Annotated in this window: 18 protein-coding genes; 14 read left to right on the top strand and 4 right to left on the bottom strand. The window is 72.6% G+C overall.

Annotated elements, in window-relative coordinates; translation table 11 throughout:
- Positions 1-271: 271 nt before the first annotated feature.
- From mdcA to mdcH, 7 genes are read left to right on the top strand one after another with little or no spacing between them, the layout of a single operon-like run.
- Positions 272-1,930, top strand: a complete 1,659-nt coding sequence (mdcA, locus tag AC3WXD_RS23395; protein WP_020205184.1) for a malonate decarboxylase subunit alpha — start codon at positions 272-274, stop codon at positions 1,928-1,930.
- Positions 1,930-2,859, top strand: a complete 930-nt coding sequence (locus AC3WXD_RS23390; RefSeq protein WP_492324792.1) for a triphosphoribosyl-dephospho-CoA synthase — start codon at positions 1,930-1,932, stop codon at positions 2,857-2,859. Before mdcA ends, AC3WXD_RS23390 begins: the two co-directional genes overlap by 1 nt.
- On the top strand, positions 2,860-3,186 hold the full coding sequence (locus AC3WXD_RS23385) for a malonate decarboxylase subunit delta (RefSeq protein WP_020205186.1): 327 nt from the start codon (positions 2,860-2,862) through the stop codon (positions 3,184-3,186).
- Entirely contained in the window at positions 3,183-4,034 is an 852-nt protein-coding gene (locus tag AC3WXD_RS23380; protein ID WP_492324791.1) for a biotin-independent malonate decarboxylase subunit beta, read from the top strand. Before AC3WXD_RS23385 ends, AC3WXD_RS23380 begins: the two co-directional genes overlap by 4 nt.
- Complete coding sequence (mdcE, locus tag AC3WXD_RS23375; RefSeq protein WP_492324790.1) at positions 4,031-4,876, top strand: biotin-independent malonate decarboxylase subunit gamma; 846 nt, start codon at positions 4,031-4,033, stop codon at positions 4,874-4,876. The genes AC3WXD_RS23380 and mdcE overlap by 4 nt, the downstream gene beginning before the upstream one ends.
- Positions 4,877-4,897: 21 nt before the next feature.
- Entirely contained in the window at positions 4,898-5,566 is a 669-nt protein-coding gene (locus tag AC3WXD_RS23370) for a malonate decarboxylase holo-ACP synthase (RefSeq protein WP_492324789.1), read from the top strand.
- A 5-nt stretch (positions 5,567-5,571) separates the two neighbouring features.
- On the top strand, positions 5,572-6,516 hold the full coding sequence (gene mdcH, locus AC3WXD_RS23365) for a malonate decarboxylase subunit epsilon (RefSeq protein WP_492324809.1): 945 nt from the start codon (positions 5,572-5,574) through the stop codon (positions 6,514-6,516).
- Here the strand turns inward: mdcH and AC3WXD_RS23360 are convergent.
- Positions 6,513-6,983, bottom strand: coding sequence for an Lrp/AsnC family transcriptional regulator (locus AC3WXD_RS23360; protein ID WP_029044072.1), 471 nt, complete (start codon positions 6,981-6,983; stop codon positions 6,513-6,515). The genes mdcH and AC3WXD_RS23360 overlap by 4 nt on opposite strands.
- 182 nt (positions 6,984-7,165) lie before the next feature.
- Here AC3WXD_RS23360 and AC3WXD_RS23355 point away from each other — a divergent pair, with 182 nt between their 5' ends.
- From AC3WXD_RS23355 to AC3WXD_RS23345, 3 genes are all read left to right on the top strand, one after another.
- The gene (locus AC3WXD_RS23355; RefSeq protein ID WP_492324788.1) at positions 7,166-8,080 is read left to right on the top strand and encodes a DMT family transporter; all 915 of its coding nucleotides are present in this window, start codon (positions 7,166-7,168) and stop codon (positions 8,078-8,080) included.
- A gap of 123 nt (positions 8,081-8,203) precedes the next feature.
- A complete protein-coding gene (locus AC3WXD_RS23350; RefSeq protein ID WP_020205193.1) occupies positions 8,204-8,584 on the top strand; it encodes a hypothetical protein in 381 nt (126 codons plus the stop codon).
- A 216-nt stretch (positions 8,585-8,800) separates the two neighbouring features.
- The gene (locus tag AC3WXD_RS23345) at positions 8,801-9,007 is read left to right on the top strand and encodes a hypothetical protein (protein WP_059410557.1); all 207 of its coding nucleotides are present in this window, start codon (positions 8,801-8,803) and stop codon (positions 9,005-9,007) included.
- A gap of 143 nt (positions 9,008-9,150) precedes the next feature.
- On the opposite strand, the gene AC3WXD_RS23340 is transcribed toward AC3WXD_RS23345, so the two are convergent.
- Positions 9,151-9,300 (bottom strand): hypothetical protein, encoded by a 150-nt coding sequence (locus AC3WXD_RS23340; RefSeq protein WP_020205196.1) that lies wholly within the window; start codon positions 9,298-9,300, stop codon positions 9,151-9,153.
- Positions 9,301-9,587: 287 nt separating this feature from the next.
- Between AC3WXD_RS23340 and AC3WXD_RS23335 the strand changes: the two genes are divergently transcribed.
- Positions 9,588-10,025 (top strand): universal stress protein, encoded by a 438-nt coding sequence (locus tag AC3WXD_RS23335; RefSeq protein ID WP_059410505.1) that lies wholly within the window; start codon positions 9,588-9,590, stop codon positions 10,023-10,025.
- Positions 10,026-10,109: 84 nt separating this feature from the next.
- Here the strand turns inward: AC3WXD_RS23335 and AC3WXD_RS23330 are convergent, their stop codons facing one another.
- Positions 10,110-11,162, bottom strand: coding sequence for a serine/threonine protein kinase (locus tag AC3WXD_RS23330; RefSeq protein ID WP_020205198.1), 1,053 nt, complete (start codon positions 11,160-11,162; stop codon positions 10,110-10,112).
- Positions 11,163-11,185: 23 nt separating this feature from the next.
- Positions 11,186-12,823, bottom strand: a complete 1,638-nt coding sequence (locus AC3WXD_RS23325; RefSeq protein ID WP_492324787.1) for a DEAD/DEAH box helicase — start codon at positions 12,821-12,823, stop codon at positions 11,186-11,188.
- A 348-nt stretch (positions 12,824-13,171) separates the two neighbouring features.
- Here AC3WXD_RS23325 and AC3WXD_RS23320 point away from each other — a divergent pair, with 348 nt between their 5' ends.
- The 3 genes from AC3WXD_RS23320 to miaB all read left to right on the top strand — a co-directional run bounded on the left by AC3WXD_RS23320 (position 13,172) and on the right by miaB (position 16,823).
- Positions 13,172-14,860: a ClcB-like voltage-gated chloride channel protein gene (locus AC3WXD_RS23320; RefSeq protein ID WP_059410503.1), complete on the top strand. Its 1,689-nt coding sequence runs from the start codon at positions 13,172-13,174 to the stop codon at positions 14,858-14,860.
- Positions 14,861-14,980: 120 nt separating this feature from the next.
- Positions 14,981-15,370: a hypothetical protein gene (locus AC3WXD_RS23315; RefSeq protein WP_059410502.1), complete on the top strand. Its 390-nt coding sequence runs from the start codon at positions 14,981-14,983 to the stop codon at positions 15,368-15,370.
- 100 nt (positions 15,371-15,470) lie between these two features.
- Positions 15,471-16,823, top strand: coding sequence for a tRNA (N6-isopentenyl adenosine(37)-C2)-methylthiotransferase MiaB (miaB, locus tag AC3WXD_RS23310; RefSeq protein ID WP_020206598.1), 1,353 nt, complete (start codon positions 15,471-15,473; stop codon positions 16,821-16,823).
- Positions 16,824-16,872: the final 49 nt, after the last annotated feature.

Below are 16,872 nucleotides of genomic sequence, written 5' to 3'. Positions count from 1 at the left end.
TCTCCAGATGGCCTGCCGGCGTGCTTGCGCGCAGGCTGTTTTTGCGGGTGCGCGGAACGCGCCGCGCCATGCGGGCTTCCGTCACGGTCTACCTTAGGCAGGCCGCCGGGACGCATCAATCAACCCGGCGGACGGATCGTTAGCCTGGCGCTAACTGCGGCGGCGCCGACACTTACGCCCGGAGTAACGATGCCGCGGCGGGCGTCATTGCTTGCGCCGCGCCGGCCCCCTATCGTGGTGACATTCCCAGCCACCACACAGGGCAGACGCGATGCCGAATCCAGCCACCGACCGACAATGGGACACCCGCCGCGCCGGCAAGCGCCAGCGCCAGGCGCGCGGCGCGGCCTTCGCCAACGGCCGCGTGGTGCCCACCGCCGACATCGTCCCGTTCCTCGAAGCCATCGCCGCGCCGGGCGACCGCGTGGTGCTAGAAGGCAACAACCAGAAGCAGGCCGATTTCCTCTCGCGCGCGTTGGCCGAGGTGGACCCGGCCAAGGTGCACGGCCTGCACATGATCATCCCGAGCGTCAGCCGGGTCGAGCACCTGGACCTGTTCGAGCGCGGCATCGCGCGCAAGCTGGACTTCGCCTACGCCGGCGCGCAGAGCCTGCGCATCTCGCAGTTCCTCGAGGACGGCCAGCTCGAGATCGGCGCCATCCACACCTATATCGAGCTGTACGCGCGGCTCTACGTCGACCTCACGCCGGACATCGTGCTGATCGCCGGCTACAAGGCCGACCGCGACGGCAACCTCTACACCGGCCCCAGCACCGAGGACACGCCCGCGCTGGTGGAAGCCGCCGCGTTCCGCGACGGCATCGTGGTGGCGCAGGTCAACGAGATCGTGGACGACCCCGCCGGCCTGCCGCGCGTGGACATTCCCGGCTCGTGGATCGACTACGTGGTGCAGGCCGACCGGCCCTTCTTCTGCGAGCCGCTGTTCACGCGCGACCCGCGCCTGATCAAGCCGGTGCACGTGCTGATGGCGATGATGGCGATCCGCGGCATCTACGAGCGCCACCAAGTGCAGTCGCTCAACCACGGCATCGGCTTCAACACCGCGGCGATCGAGCTGATCCTGCCGACCTACGGCGAGTCGCTCGGCCTCAAGGGCAAGATCTGCAAGCACTGGGCACTCAACCCGCACCCCACGCTGATCCCCGCGATCGAGTCGGGCTGGGTGGAGAGCGTGCACAGCTTCGGCAGCGAGCTCGGCATGGAAGGCTACGTGGCCGCGCGCCCGGACATCTTCTTCACCGGCGCCGACGGCTCGCTGCGCTCGAACCGCGCGCTCTGCCAGCTCGCCGGCCAGTACGCGGTGGACCTGTTCATCGGCTCCACGCTGCAGATCGACGGCGACGGCCATTCCTCCACGGTCACGCGCGGGCGCCTGTCCGGCTTCGGCGGCGCGCCCAACATGGGCCACAACCCGGGCGGGCGGCGCCATGCCACGCCCGCGTGGCTGGACCTGATCGAGACCGGGGATCCGCTCGCGCGCGGGCGCAAGCTGGTGGTGCAGATGGTGGAGACCTTCCAGGCCGGCGGCAAGCCGACCTTCGTCGAATCGCTCGACGCGGTGCAGGTGGCCAGGGACAGCGGCATGCCGCTGGCGCCGGTGATGATCTACGGCGACGACGTCACCCACGTGCTGACCGAGGAAGGCATCGCCTACCTGTACAAGGCGCGCTCGCTCGAGGAACGCCGCGCCATGCTGGCGGCGGTGGCCGGCGTCACGCCGGTCGGCCTGCGCCACGACCCCGCCGCCACGCGCCGCATGCGCAGCGACGGCCTGATCGCGCTGCCCGAGGATCTCGGCGTGCAGCGCAGCCAGGCCACGCGCTCGCTGCTGGCGGCGAAAAGCATGGCCGACCTGGTCGACTGGTCGGGCGGGCTGTACCAGCCGCCGGCTCGCTTCAGGAGCTGGTGATGGCAAGCCCCGCCCTGCTCGCGCGGCCCGATGCGGGCCTGCCGCCCGCCGCCGCCATGCTGGCCGACCTCGCCGTGGCCGCGCTGCTCGACGAGGCCGCGCTGTCGCCCAAGCCCGGCCTGGTGGACAGCCGCGGCAGCGGCGCCCATGCCGACCTCGACCTGGACCTGATGTGCCGCTCGGCGCGCGCGCTGCATCCCGCCTTCGCGGCGATGGCCGCCGCCGGCCTGCGGGCCGCGCGGCCCGGCGTGGCGCTGCGCGAGACGCTCGGCGCGCTGGGCCGCGAAGCGGAGGCCGCGATGATGCGCGCCACCGGCGGCGTCAACACGCACCGCGGCGCGATCTGGAGCCTGGGCCTGCTGGTCGGCGCCGCTGGCTGGCACCAGCAGCCGCGCGCCACCCGCTCGCCGCATTCCGCCCATGCCGTGGCGCGCACCGCCGGCGCCGTGGCGCGCCTGCCCGACCGCCACCGCCCCGCGCGCACCGGCCACAAGGGCGAGCGCGCCTGCCTCGACTACGGCGTGCGCGGCGCGCGCGGCCAGGCGCAGGCCGGCTTTCCGCACGTGCTGCGCGCCGGCCTGCCCGAACTGCGGCGCAGCCGCGCGCGCGGCGACGCCGAGCCGAGCGCGCGCGTCAACGCGCTGCTGGCGATCATGAGCCGGCTCGACGACACCTGCGTGCTGGCCCGCGCCGGCCGCGAAGGGCTGGCGCTGATGCAGTCCGGCGCGGCGCGGGTGCTGGCCGCCGGCGGCATCGCCACGCTGCCCGGGCGCCGCCTGCTGCGCGCGCTGGAGGCCGGCATGCTGGCCTGCAACGCCTCGCCCGGCGGCGCCGCCGACCTGCTCGCCGCCACCTTTTTCCTCGACCGCCTGCCGCTGGCGATGGCATCGCTCGACGCCGCCCCCGCCAGCCTGCAAGGAGACAAGTAAATGGAACAGCTTCAGTTCGAATATCCCGCCGGCGCGCCGGCCGGCCGCCGCGTGCTGGTCGGCGTGGTCGGCTCCGGCGACCTCGAGGTCCTGGTCGAGCCCGGCAGCGCCGGCACCACCGTGATCGACGTCACCACCTCGGTGGACGGCTACGGCAAGGTGTGGGACGCGCAGCTCGCGCGCGTGTTCAAGGCCGGGCCGCGCGCGGCCATGCGCATCCGCATCCACGACTTCGGCGCCACGCCGGGCGTGGTCGGCATGCGCCTGGCCGAGGCGTTCGAAGCGCTGGACGCATCCGCCGACGACAACAGCAAGGAGCAGCCATGAACCATCCGTCGCTGCTCGGACGCGAGAGCTTCGTCGAGCTGGGCGCGCGCGCCCGCGCGCATGCGCTGCTCGATGCCGGGACCGTGCGCGAACTGGCCGGCCCGTTCGACGGGCTGGTGTCGCCGTGGCTGGCGCGCCAGGGCGTGGTGCCGCAGGCCGATGACGGCGTGATCGTGGCCAAGGGCCGCATCGACGGCCACGGCGCCGTGGTGCTGGCCATCGAAGGCGCGTTCCAGGGCGGCAGCCTGGGCGAGGTCGGCGGCGCCAAGATCGCCGGCGCGCTGGAGCTGGCCGCGCAGGACAACCGCCGCGGCGTGCCCACGCGCGCGGTGATCCTGTTCGAGACCGGCGGCGTGCGCCTGCAGGAGGCCAACCTCGGCCTCGCCGCCATCGCCGAGATCCACGCGGGCATCGCCGACCTGCGCCGCTACCAGGCGGTGGTCGGCGTGATCGCCGGGCAGGTCGGCTGCTTCGGCGGCATGTCGATCGCCGCCGGGCTGTGCAGCTATCTGGTGGTCACGCGCGAGGCGCGGCTCGGCCTCAACGGCCCGGCCGTGATCGAGCAGGAAGCCGGCGTGGCCGAATACGATTCGCGCGACCGCCCGTTCATCTGGAGCTTCACCGGCGGCGAGCAGCGCATCGCCACCGGGCTGGCGGACCGCTACGTGGAAGACGACAGCGCGGCCGTCCGCGCCACCGTGCGCGCGCTGCTGGCGGCCGGGCCGCCGGCCACGCACCGCAGCGAGCGCTACGCGCATTACCTGGAGCGGCTGCGGTCGTACGATCCGGCGCGCCAGCCGGAGCCGCAGACCGTGCGCGACATCTACGCCGACGGAGCTTCGTCATGAATATCGCAGCCGCAATCGCAACCGCGACCGCAAATCCCGCCGCCAGCCGCGGCGCCGCCTGGCTGACCGCGCTGAGTGGCAACGCCGCGCGCGTGGCCGGCTACCCGGCCAGCGTGCAGGTGGCCGATGCCGCCCTCGGCGGCCAGCCGGCGCGCTTCGTCGCGCTGGTGCCCGACCCGGCCAGCGCGTGGCCGCGCGCGCGCCACGGCGAGGCCGGCGTGATCGAAGGCTGGTCGCTGGCGCGCGCCGTGCACGAGGTGGTGCAGGCCGACCGCGACGCCGCCATCAAGCGGCCCGTCGTCGCCATCGTCGACACGCCCAGCCAGGCCTATGGCCGGCGCGAGGAAGCGTTCGGGATCCACCAGTCGCTGGCCGGCGCCGCCGGCGCCTACGCGCAAGCGCGGCTGCGCGGGCACCCGGTCATCGCGCTGCTGGTCGGGCCCGCCATGTCGGGCGCCTTCCTCGCGCACGGCTACCAGGCCAACCGCCTGCTCGCGCTCGACGACGCCGGCGTGGAAGTCCACGCGATGGGCAAGCAGGCCGCCGCGCGCATCACCATGCGCAGCGTGGAAGACCTGGAAACGTTCGCCGCCAGCGTGCCGCCGATGGCCTACGACATCGGCAGCTACGCCACGCTGGGCCTGCTGTGGCGGCGCATCCGCGTGGGCCACGCGGCCGCGCCCGATGCGGCCGACCTCGATACCGTGCAGGGCGCGCTGCTGGCCGCGCTCGCCGACATCCTGGCCGACCCGCAGCGCGACCTGCGCGGCCGCCTGGGCGGGCCCAACCGCCAGGCGTCGGGCCGCGTGCGCGAGGTACTGGCACAGCAGTGGGATGACTGACGCGCCCCGCGCCCGCAGGCCATGACCGCATCCGCCCCGCTGCCGCACGACCTGCTGTGGCTCGCCGATCCCGCCGCCTTCGTTGCTGACTGCGCGGACCATGCGGACCGCGCGGACTGCGCGCTGCCCGCGTGGGCGAGCGCCGCGTGGCTGGCGCAGACGCCGCTGGTGGTGCGGCGCGCGCGCGCCGATGCGCGCGGCCGCATCCCGGTGGGCCTGCGCGGCGCCACGCGCGCGCAGCGCCACGCCGCGTGGCTGCCCGCCGCGCAGGTGGCGCGCGCCGTCACGCCGCGCATGATCGCGCGGCTGGCGCGCTGGCGCGAGCATCCGCGCCGAGCGCTGCCCGCGCTGGCCGCGCTCGCGCGCGCCGCGCCGCTGCTGGACGCCATGCGGGTGGACTGGGGCGTGGCCGGCAGCGTGGGCTTCAGCCTCGCGTCGGGCCTCGACCTGCTGCACGAGGGCAGCGACCTCGACCTGCTCGTCACCGCCGCCGCGCCGCTCGCGCCGCCTGCCGAGCGCGCGCTGATCGCGCTGCTCGACGATCCCCGCCTCGACATCCAGGTCGGCACGCCGCGCGGCGCGTTCGCGCTGCGCGAGCGCGCGCGCACGGGCGGGCGCGTGCTGCTCAAGACCGCGGACGGCCCGGTCATGTGCGACGACCCGTGGCTGGCGCCGGCGGCACGCCCATGAGCACCATGAGCACGCTGTTCACCTTCCCCGGCCAGGGCGCGCAGCGCGCCGGCATGCTGCACGCGCTGCCCGACCACCCGGCCACGCGCGCCACCGTGGCCGAGACCAGCGCGGCGCTCGGCGAGGACGTGCTGGCGCTGGACAGCGCGGCGGCGCTGGCCTCCACCGTGGCCGTGCAGCTATGCCTGCTGACCGCCGGCGTGGCGACGGCGCGCTGCCTGCTGGCCGAAGGCGCGCGGCCCGACGCGGTGGCGGGCCTGTCCATCGGCGCCTATGCGGCGGCCGTGTGCGCGGGCGTGCTGGAGCATGCCGACGCGGTCCGGCTGGTGGCGCTGCGCGCGCGGCTGATGGCGCAGGCCTATCCGCGCGGCTACGGCATGACGGCCATCCTCGGGCTGGAGCGCGCGCCGCTCGAACGCATCGTGGCGCGGGTATGCGCGCCGGCCGCGCCGGTCTACCTGGCCAACTTCAACGCGCCGATGCAGATCGTGATCGCCGGCGCCGAGGCGGCGATGGCGCGCGTGGCCGAACTGGCGCTGGCCGCCGGCGCGCACGCGGCCAAGCCGGTGGCCATCAGCGTGCCGTCGCACTGCGCGCTGCTCGACGCGCAGGCGGCCGAGTTGGAGCGCGCCTTCGCCAGCGTCGCGGTGGCGCGGCCGCGCCTGCGCTACTTCAGCGCCAGCGCCGCGCGCGAGCTGCGCGACCCGGCGCGCATCGCCGCCGACCTCGCGCGCAATCTCGCGGTGCCGGTGCGCTGGCACGAGACCATGCTGCTGGCGCGCGAATGCGGCATGCGGCTGGCGGTGGAGATGCCGCCCGGCAACGTGCTCACGCGGCTGGCCGCGCCGCTGCTGGCCGGCGGCATCGCCGTGGCCTGCGCCGACACGCGCCTCGACAGCGTGGTGGCGCTGTGCGCGCGGGAGGCCCGGCAACAGGCGGGACGGGACTAGGCCAATGGCAGCGCCGTGCTGTACAGCACCTGCTTGAGCGCGAAGCTGGAGCGGATGTTCGACACGCCGGGGATGCGCGTGATCTGGTCGATGATCAGCCGCTCCAGCGCCTCCACGTCGGGCACGATCACGCGCAGCAGGTAGTCGGCGTCGCCCGACATCAGGTAGCACTCCATCACCTGCGGCAGCGCCGCGATGCGCCGCTCGAACACGTCCAGGCTTTCGCGCCGCTGCTTGTCCAGCGAGACCTGGATGAACACCACCACCTTCAGCCCGAGGCGGCGCGCGTCGAGCAGCGTCACCCGGCGCGAGATCACGCCGCGCTTCTCCAGTTGCTTGACGCGCGCCAGGCACGGCGACGGCGACAGGCTGACGCGGCTGGCCAGCTCCACGTTGGTCAGGCTGGCGTCGCGCTGCAGCTCGTTGAGGATGCGGATGTCGGTGGCGTCCAGTTCCAGGTCTTCCAGCACGTTGCACTCCGGTTCGATCGAATGACGGCATTCTATGCCGCCATGCGCGATCCATGCAGCGAACTTCGGTTTTTGCTGCGGCGCACCAGAACGTAGACTTTCCGGGTCGCCCAGGTGCATTCGCGCGCCGGGCGCAAAGGACGTTTCCGCACTGGCGGCACCGCAATACGAGTCGAAGCATGCAAGCAGCACAACAAGGATGGCGCCGGTTCGTTCCGCTGGCCTGCGCCGTGGCGATCTGGGGCGGCAACTGGCCGGTGATGAAACTGGGCCTGACCCACGTCAGCCCGCTGTGGTTCGCCGCCGCGCGCTTCGTCTCGGCCGCGGCGATCAGCTTCGTGGTGCTGGGCGTGCTGCGCCGGCTGCGGCTGCCGAGCCGGCAGGAATGGCCGCTGGTGATCGGCGTGGGCCTGCTGCAGATGGCGGCCTTCACCGCGCTGGCGCTGTGGGCGCTGCAGTACGTGCCGCCCGGGCGCGCCTCGGTGATCGCCTATGCCACCTCGGTGTGGGTGATCCCGCTGTCGTCGCTGGTGCTCAAGGAGCGGCTGTCGCGCCCGCAGTGGATCGCCACCGGGCTGAGCTACGCCGGCATCGCGCTGATGGTGGCGCCGGCGCTGGGCGGCTGGCAGCTGCATACGGTGGTGGGGCTGGCGATGCTGCTCGGCGCCTCGCTGGCGTGGTCGCTCAGCATCATCCAGCTGCGCGCCAGCCGCGCGGTGCGCCTGGGCGCGGACATGATTCCGTGGGAGACCGCCGTGGCCTCGGTGCCGCTGGTGCTGCTGGCGCTGCTGCGCGACGGCGCGCCGCATTTCCTGTCCATCCCGGAGATCTGGCCGCTGCTGTTCTACACCGGCCCGCTGGCCACCGCGCTGACTTTCATCGTGGTGCTGAACATGACGCAGGCGCTGCCGCCGGCGGCCACCTCGGTGGCCATGCTGTGCGTGCCGGTGATCGGGCTGATCGTCTCCGCGGCGGCCTTCCACGAGCGCATCTCCGCCGACCTGTCGGCCGGGCTGGCGCTGATCGCGCTGGGCGTGGCCACCACCGCGCTGGCGCCGTGGCTGGGCCGGCGCATGCCGTGGCGCAGCGCGTAGGGGCAAACCGAGCGCGGACCCGGGCGTGGACGTTACACCCGGACACAGTTGTATTGGGCCGCTAATACCTGGCGCCGGCGCGACCGGCTAAAGTGCAGTCACTTGCCAACCGGAGCTGCCCCCGTGCGAAACATCGCCACCCTTTGCACTTTTGCCGCCGTCGCGGTTTCCACCGCGCTGGCTTCGAGCGCGGCCAGCGCGCGCGTCGACGTGGACATCGGCATCGGCGTGCCCGCGCCGGTGTACGTCGCGCCGGCCCCGGTGTACCAGCCGGCCCCGGTCTACCAGCCCGCGCCGGTCTATGCGCCGGCGCCCGTGTACGTCGCGCCGGCGCCCGTGGTGGTGGGCCCCGGCTACTACGGTCCGGGCTACTACGGCCCGGGCTGGCGCGAGCGGGCCTGGCGTGAGCGCGAATGGCGCGAGCGGCGCTGGCGCGATCACCATGACGATCACGAGCACGACCGGTACGACGATCGCGGGCGCGAGCGCGAATGGCGCCGCTGAAGCCTGCCGGCGCGGGGCCGCGCTGAGCCGCCAGGCCGGCGGCCCGCCGCGTACCCCGCCTCATGGCCGCCGCATGACCCCATCGGCCGGATGGATATTCAAATTTCCTGAATATCGAATACGAGACAGCACCGCATTGCGGCAAGGCCGCGGATCTATTCTTGGTGGCATGGAAGCGCGAACGCTTCTGCCGATTTCAACAAAGAGCGATCCGCCATGACCATCACCACCACCCGCCTGCTGCTCGCCGCCGCCCTCGCCGGCGCCGCCCTGCTCTCGCTCAACTCCGCCTTCGCCGCCGACGCGCGCGGCGCCGATGCCGGCAACGGCCACGGCCATGCGCGCGCTGCCGGCGGCGCGGATGCCTTCGGCGGCGGCGCCCGCACCGTGGTCAACGAGTACCCGTTCGGCTTCGCCGTCTGAGCCGCGCGCGGGAGCACGCCATGACCTTCAAGGAAAGCGCCCTCATCCTGGCCGGCTGGCTGGCTGCCTGCATCGGCAGTGGCTACCTCGCCGGCTTCGCCGCGCAGGTGCTCCAGAACTAGGCGCGCCGCGCGGGCGGGCCGCTACGGCCCCTGCTCGTCCGGCGCGCGCGCGAAGCCATGCTCGCGGCGCGCGATGGCGCTGGCGAGCCCGTATTCGGCGGCGAACAGCAGCACCAGCGCGGCGATGGCCAGCGCGCCGAGCGCCAGCCGGTAAACGATCCAGGTCGACATGACGGCAAGCCGGGGGAAAGCCCGGCGCAATGTTCCTGCCTGCAGCGTAGGCGCGGCCGCATCAAGACTGCGCATCGATGCGGCCGCCGCGCGCAAAGAACGCCTAAAAAACCCGCCGGCGGCGAGTGCCGAAATCGACATAACTTGATCTGGATCCTGGCAGGCGCCTGCCATCGGTGCCATCATTGCCCGCAATGGCCGCCCCCCGCTGTCCGCACGCCGTCCCGGCCTGCGCCCCGGGGCGCAGCCACGCCAGGACAACCGTTGCTCAATCAGGAGATCGCCCCATGACCAATATCGTGCTTGCCACCGATGGTTCGCCCTTTGCCGATGCCGCCGCGCGCTTCATCATCGAAGGCCGCCTGCTGCAGAGCGGCTTCACCGTGCACGTGGTGCACGTGACGCCGGAAGTCACCGGACAGGTACGCGCCTTCGTCAGCAAGGAAACCATCGACGCCTGGCACCAGGAGGAAAGCGACAAGGCCATGAAGTCGGTGTCGGACATTCTCGCCGCGGGCGGCGTCGCCTTCGAGCGCCACGCGCTGCATGGCTTCGCGCCGGAGCGCATCGTGGCCTATGCCACCAGCGTGGACGCGCAGGGCATCGTCATGGGCACGCACGGGCGCGGCTCGTTCTTCGACGCGGTGATCGGCTCGGTGGCGGGCCGGGTGCTGGCGCATGCGCCGTGCCCGGTGGTGCTGGTCAAGGCGCAGGACAAGAAGTAAGGCCTGCGCGGTCCGCGCCGCTTGCTTTAGGCCGCGCTTGTGCCCGCGCTTGTGCCCGGGCTGATGTCCGGGTCCGGCCGGGCTTCATGCCGGCCAGAGCGGCGGCTCGTCCATCAGCGCGACCTGCTCGCGCAGTTCGAGGATGCGGTCCTGCCAGTAGCGCGCCGTGCCGAACCACGGAAAGGCCGCGGGGAAGGCCGGGTCGCGCCAGCGGCTGGCCAGCCACGCGCTGTAGTGCAGCAGGCGCAGCGTGCGCAGCGCCTCGATCAGGTGGAGCTGGCGCGGATGGAATTCCGCGAAGTCCTCGTAGCCGGCCAGGATGTCGGCCATCTGGCGCTGCATCGCGGCGCGGTCGCCTTCGAGCAGCATCCACAGATCCTGCACGGCCGGGCCCATGCGGCTGTCGTCGAAGTCGACGAAGTGCGGGCCGGGCGGGCGCGCGCCGGCCTGCGACGCCTCTATCCACAGCACGTTGCCGCGATGGCAGTCGCCATGCAGGCGCAGCAGCGGCAGTTCGCCGGCGCGCTCGTAGCAGCGGCGCGCGCCGTCGATGGCGAGCGCCGCCACCGCTTCCCAGGCCGGGCGCAGGTCGTGCGGAATGCAGTCGTGCGCCAGCAGCCAGTCGCGCGGGGCCACGCCGAAGGTGTCCACGTCGATGGCCGGGCGCGCAACGTAGGGCCGCGTGGCGCCAACCGCGTGGATGCGGCCGATGAAACGGCCGAGCCAGGTCAGCGTGTCGGCGCGGTCGAGCTCGGGCTCGCGCCCGCCGCAGCGCGGGAACACCGCGAAGCGGAAGCCCGCGTGCGCCAGCAGCGTGCGGCCGTCGCGCGCGATGGCCGGCACCGCCGGGATCTCGGCGTCGGCCAGTTGCTGCACGAACGCGTGTTCCTCCAGGATGGCGGCGTCGCTCCAGCGGCCGGGCCGGTAGAACTTGGCCACCACCGGCGCGCTGTCTTCGATGCCGACCTGCCAGACCCGGTTCTCATAGCTGTTGAGCGCCAGCAGGCGGCCGTCCGGCTGGAAGCCGGCGGCTTCCAGCGCGTCGAGCAGCAGGTCCGGCGTCAGGCCAGCGTAGGGCACGCCGCCATCATCGACGCCATCGCCCGTACCCGGAAGATCGAAGCCTGAGCTGGACATGATGCGCGGCCGCCGTAGGGGAATCAGCGGCCGGTCTTGCGCTGGCCGCCCAGCAGCGCGGCTTGCGGCGCCGGACGGCGGCCCTGGCCGCCGCGCGGCTGCGCGACGTTGCCGTTGACGTCGCCGCCACCGTTGCCGCCGCGGCCACCGCCGTTGCCGTTACCGCCACCATTGCCATTGCCGGCGGCGCGGTTGCCGTTGGCCTGGCCGTTGCGCGGCGCGCCCTGGCCGGCCTGCGCCGGACGGCCGCCGCCCTGCGCGGGACGCTGGCCCTGCGGCTGCGGCGCGCGGCGCTGGCCTTCGGCGCCGGCCGGCGCGGCGGTGCCGCGGCCTTGCGGCGCGCGGGCCGGACGCTGCTGGCGCTCGCCGCCTTCGGGCGCGCGCGCGCGCGGCTGGCCGCCGCCCGCGGGGGCCGGGGCGCGGCCACGGCCGCCACCACCACCGCCGCCACCGCCATTGCCCTGGCCGCGGGCCTGCCGGCCCTTCTGGATCGGCTCGGGCGGGATCGACGGATCGACCTCGAAGCCCGGCAGCACGGTCTTTTCGATCTGGCGCTTGATCAGGCGTTCGATGTCGCGCAACAGGCCGGCCTCGTCCACGCACACCAGCGAGATCGCCTCGCCCTCGGCGCCGGCGCGGCCGGTGCGGCCGATCCGGTGCACGTAGTCTTCGGGCACGTTGGGCAGGTCGTAGTTGACCACGTGGGGAAGCTGGTCGATGTCGATGCCGCGCGCCGCGATGTCGGTGGCCACCAGCAGGCGCAGCGTGCCGGCCTTGAACTCGGTCAGCGCGCGCGTGCGCGCGGACTGGCTCTTGTTGCCGTGGATCGCCAGCGCCGACAGGCCGTCCTTGTCGAGCTGCTCGGCCAGGCGGTTGGCGCCATGCTTGGTGCGCGTAAACACCAGCACCTGGTGCCAGTCGTTCTCGCGCACGAGATGGGCCAGCAGTTCGCGCTTGCGCTCGCGGTCCACCGGGTAGACGCGCTGCGCCACCGTTTCGGCGGTGGTATTGCGGCGCGCCACCTCGATCGAGGCGGGGTTGTCGAGCAGCCGGTCGGCCAGGCCGCGGATCTCGTCCGAGAAGGTGGCCGAGAACAGCAGGTTCTGGCGCTTCGGCGGCAGCACGTTGAGGATCTTGCGGATGTCGTGGATGAAGCCCATGTCGAGCATGCGGTCGGCTTCGTCCAGCACCAGGATTTCCACGTGCGAGAGATCGATGGTGCGCTGGGACAGGTGGTCCAGCAGGCGACCGGGCGTGGCCACCACGATGTCGACGCCGCGCTTGAGCTGCTCGATCTGCGGGTTGATGCCGACGCCGCCGAACATCACCATCGAGCGCAGCTTGAGGTACTTGCCGTAGTTGCGCACGCTTTCCTCGACCTGCGCCGCCAGTTCGCGGGTGGGCGTGAGGACCAGGGCGCGCACCGGCAGGCGCTGGCCGCGCGCGGGTTCGCGGCTGGCCGGGGATTCGGACAGCAGTTGCAGCAGCGGCAGCGTGAAGCCGGCCGTCTTGCCGGTGCCGGTCTGCGCGCCGGCGAGCAGGTCGCCGCCCTTGAGGATGGCGGGGATGGCCTGCGCTTGAATCGGGGTCGGCGTGGTATAGCCCTGTTCGGCCACTGCACGCAGGAGCTTGTCGGACAAGCCAAGTTCGGAAAAAGACATGAATTGACGCTTCGGCCGCCCTTTGCGCACGCGGTGCGCCAATCGCGGGGGCGACGTGAGTGAGAAAACCGAAAACCGGCCAACACGGCCGGCGAAGCGAGGCGACTGCCCCCGCTTCTTTGGAGGAAAGAACGCTAGTGTAACAGCCTGGCGTCCGCGCGCAGGGGCCAACCTCGTTTGCGGCAAGATCCCGGCACCGCCGCCCGCCGCGGCCCGGCGGGCAAACCCCGAAAAAAAGCGCCGCCCCCTGCGCTATGATGCTGCCAGCCAAGCCTTGCCCCGCCTGGCCCGTGGCCGCGGCGCGGGCGGGCGGCGGCGCATCCCCCCTCGCCCCCGGATGCAGACACGATGCGGTTCCGATTCATCGAAGACCAGGAAGTCACCCTTTTCACCGCCATCCCGGTGGGGATCGCCGCCGCCATCGTCACCACCCTGTTCAAGGAGGCGCTGGACGCCAGCGGGCTGGCCATGTTCGGCACGCGGGCCGACATCGTCACCGTGTTCGCCGGGCTGGCGCTGGCCTGGCGCGTGGCGATCCCGACGCTCGGCGGCGTGGTGGCGGGTCTGCTGCTGAGCGCCGCCGCGCGCCTCAACGCGGCCCAGCCCGGCGTGTCCGACTATATGGAAGCGGTGGCCAGCGGCACCGGACGCCTGCCGGTGCGCATCACGCTGCTGCGCGCGCTGTCCTCGTTCTGCTCGATCGTCACCGGCAGCTCGGTCGGCAAGGAAGGCGCCATGATCCAGCTCGCCGCGCTGTGCGGCTCGGTGTTCCCGTCGGCGCGCGGGCGCCCGGGGCCGGACGGCGACACCAACCTGCGGCGCATGCTCACCGCCTGCGCCGCCGCGGCCGGGCTGGCCTCGGTCTATCACACGCCGCTCTCGGCGGCGGTGTTCGTCGCCGAGGTGGTGTTCGGCGCGGTGGCGGTGCAGCGGCTGATGCCGCTGTTCCTGGCCTCGGTGGCCGGCACCGTGGTCAGCCAATTGCACGGCGGCCTGCAGCCGCTCTACCCGGGGCTGAGCGTGCCGTCGGACCTGCTGCACCCGCCGATGCTGCTGGCCGCCGCGCTGCTGGGCGTGCTCGCGGGCGTGGCCGGCGCCGGCTTCATGCGCGCCTCGAGCCTGGCCAGGGCCGCCTTCTCGCACGTGCCCGGCGGGCTGGTGCCGCGCCTGGCGCTGGGCGGCGCGCTGGTGGGCGTGCTGGCGATGCGGGTGCCCGAGGTGGTGGGCAACGGCTACTACACCATCCAGTCCATCCTGCAGGCGCATGCGCTGAGCGTGCCGCTGGCGGCGGTGCTGCTGGCCAAGCTGGCGGCCACGGTGCTGAGCATGGGCTCGGGCGCGGTGGGCGGGGTGTTCACGCCATCGCTGTTCGTGGGCGCGGCGCTGGGCCAGTTGCTGGCGCCGGCCGTGCCGGGCGGCGCCGGCGCGCCGCTGCTGCCGCTGGTCGGCATGGCCGCGTTCCTGGCCGCCACCAGCCAGGCGCCGCTGATGTCGGTGCTGATGGTGTTCGAGATGACGCTGGCGCCGGCGCTGCTGCTGCCGGGCATGATCGGCGCGGCGGCGGCGTACTACACCGCCTCGCGCTGCCAGACGCTGTCGCTCTACAGCGTGGTGGCCGAGCGCACCCAGGCCTCGGCCGCGGCCGAGCGCGCGCGCGCCCTGACGCTGGCCGGGCTGTGCGACCCGACCGACACCATCATCGGCCCCGACGCCACGCTCGCGCAGGCCAGCGACAAGTTCGCCGAGACCGGCACGCGCTATCTGTACGTGGTGTGCCCCGAGGGCCGCCTGCTCGGCGCGCTGTCGATCCACGCCGTGCAGCGCGCGCTGCGCGAGCAGCCGGGCGCGGCGCTGGCGGCGCTGTGCGAGCGCGACTTCCCCACGCTGACGCCGGAGTCGCACCTGCCCGACGCGCTGCAACTGTTTACCCACCACGCGCTCAACCGCATCCCGCTGGTGCGCGACGCGGCCGGGCGCGAGCTGATGGGCACGGTGTCGAAGCAACGTGTGCTGCAAGAGGCATCCAGCCTGTTCTAGCGGCGGGCCCGCGGGGCGCCAGGGATGGCGCGAGCGGGTAGAATGGCGGGTTGCCCTTTGCTTGCCGAAGCCTTGCCTAGGCTGTTCCGAACCGTTCCCGAACCTCTCGCCGGAGCCCCCATGCCAGCCAACCGCGCCGCGCGCCGCGCGCCGACCATCCGTGCCTGTCTGCTTGCCGCCACGCTGGCCACGCTTGCGGCGGGCGCCGCCCTGTTGCCGGCCGGCGCGCTGGCGCAGGTGCCGCTGCGCGTGATTCCCGCCGACGCGGCGCGCGCGCAGCTGGTGCTGGCCACGCCGTCGGCCAGCGCGCCGCTGTCGGCCACGCTCGACGGCAAGGCCGTGGGCGTGGCGCCGGGGCTGCGGCTGTTCGGCACCGACAACCAGTTGCTGCCGGTCGCCGCGGTGGCCGGCCAGAAGCTGCCGGTGCGCTTCAGGCTCGATCTCTACGGCCAGTTGCTGACGGCGTGGGTGCTGAGCGAGCAGGAGCAGAAGGAGAAGACGGCGCAGTGACCGCCGTCCGTGGCTGCCATTCGTGGCTGCAATCCGCGGCCACGACCGCATTCGTCCCCCAAACCCTGATGCCCCCAGGTAAACCACTGAGACCGGCACCATGAAGAAAGTATTCATCAAGACCTACGGCTGCCAGATGAACGAGTACGACTCGGACAAGATGGTAGACGTGCTCCACGCCACCGACGGCCTGGAGAAGACCGACAACCCCGAGGACGCCGACGTGATCCTCTTCAACACCTGCTCGGTGCGCGAGAAGGCGCAGGAGAAAGTGTTCTCGGAGCTGGGCCGCATGAAGGCGCTCAAGGCGCTCAAGCCCGAACTGGTGATCGGCGTGGGCGGCTGCGTGGCCAGCCAGGAAGGCGCGGCCATCGTGCAGCGCGCGCCCTACGTGGACGTGGTGTTCGGCCCGCAGACGCTGCACCGCCTGCCCGAGATGATCAACCGCCGCCGCCAGACCGGCCGCTCGCAGGTGGACATCTCGTTCCCCGAGATCGAGAAGTTCGACCACCTGCCGCCGGCGCGCGTGGAAGGCCCGAGCGCGTTCGTCTCGATCATGGAAGGCTGCTCCAAGTATTGCAGCTACTGCGTGGTGCCCTACACGCGCGGCGAGGAAGTCTCGCGCCCGTTCGAGGACGTGCTGGCGGAGATCGCCGGCCTGGCCGGGCAGGGCGTGCGCGAGGTCACGCTGCTGGGCCAGAACGTCAACGCCTACCGCGGCGCGATGGGCGGCACCAGCGAGATCGCCGACTTCGCGCTGCTGATCGAGTACGTGGCCGAGATCCCCGGCATCGAGCGCATCCGCTACACCACCAGCCACCCGAAGGAATTCACGCCGCGCCTGATCGAGATGTACGCGCGCTGCCCGAAGCTGGTCAACCACCTGCACCTGCCGGTGCAGCATGCCTCGGACCGCATCCTGATGGCGATGAAGCGCGGCTACAGCGTGCTGGAGTACAAGAGCATCATCCGCAAGTTGCGCGCGATCCGCCCGGACATGTCGCTGTCGTCGGACTTCATCGTCGGCTTCCCCGGCGAGACCGATGCCGACTTCGACAAGCTGATGGCGATGATCGAGGAGATCGGCTACGACACCTCGTTCTCGTTCATCTTCAGCCCGCGCCCCGGCACGCCGGCGGCCAGCCTGTCCGACGACACGCCGCACGAGGTCAAGCTCAGGCGCCTGCAGCACCTGCAGGCCACCATCGAGGAAAACGTGCAGCGCATCAGCCGCGGCATGGTCGGCACGGTGCAGCGCATCCTGGTCGAAGGCCCGGCGCGCAAGGACCCGACCGAGCTGCACGGCCGCACCGAGAACAACCGCGTGGTGAACTTCGCGCTGCCCGGCGTGCCGCAGGCCGGCCGCGACCGCCTGGTGGGCGAGATGGTGGAGGTGGCGATCACCGAGGCCTTCCCGCACTCGCTGCGCGGCGAGATCGTGGTGCGCCAGTAGCACCGCGCGAACCGCGCCCATGCAGACCGGAACGACAAGAACAAGACCG

The sequence above is a fragment of the Cupriavidus sp. FW216-B1 genome (assembly GCF_058789195.1).
The sequence above is the reverse complement of the archived record's forward strand: the minus strand, read 5'-3'. Positions and strand labels throughout refer to the sequence as shown.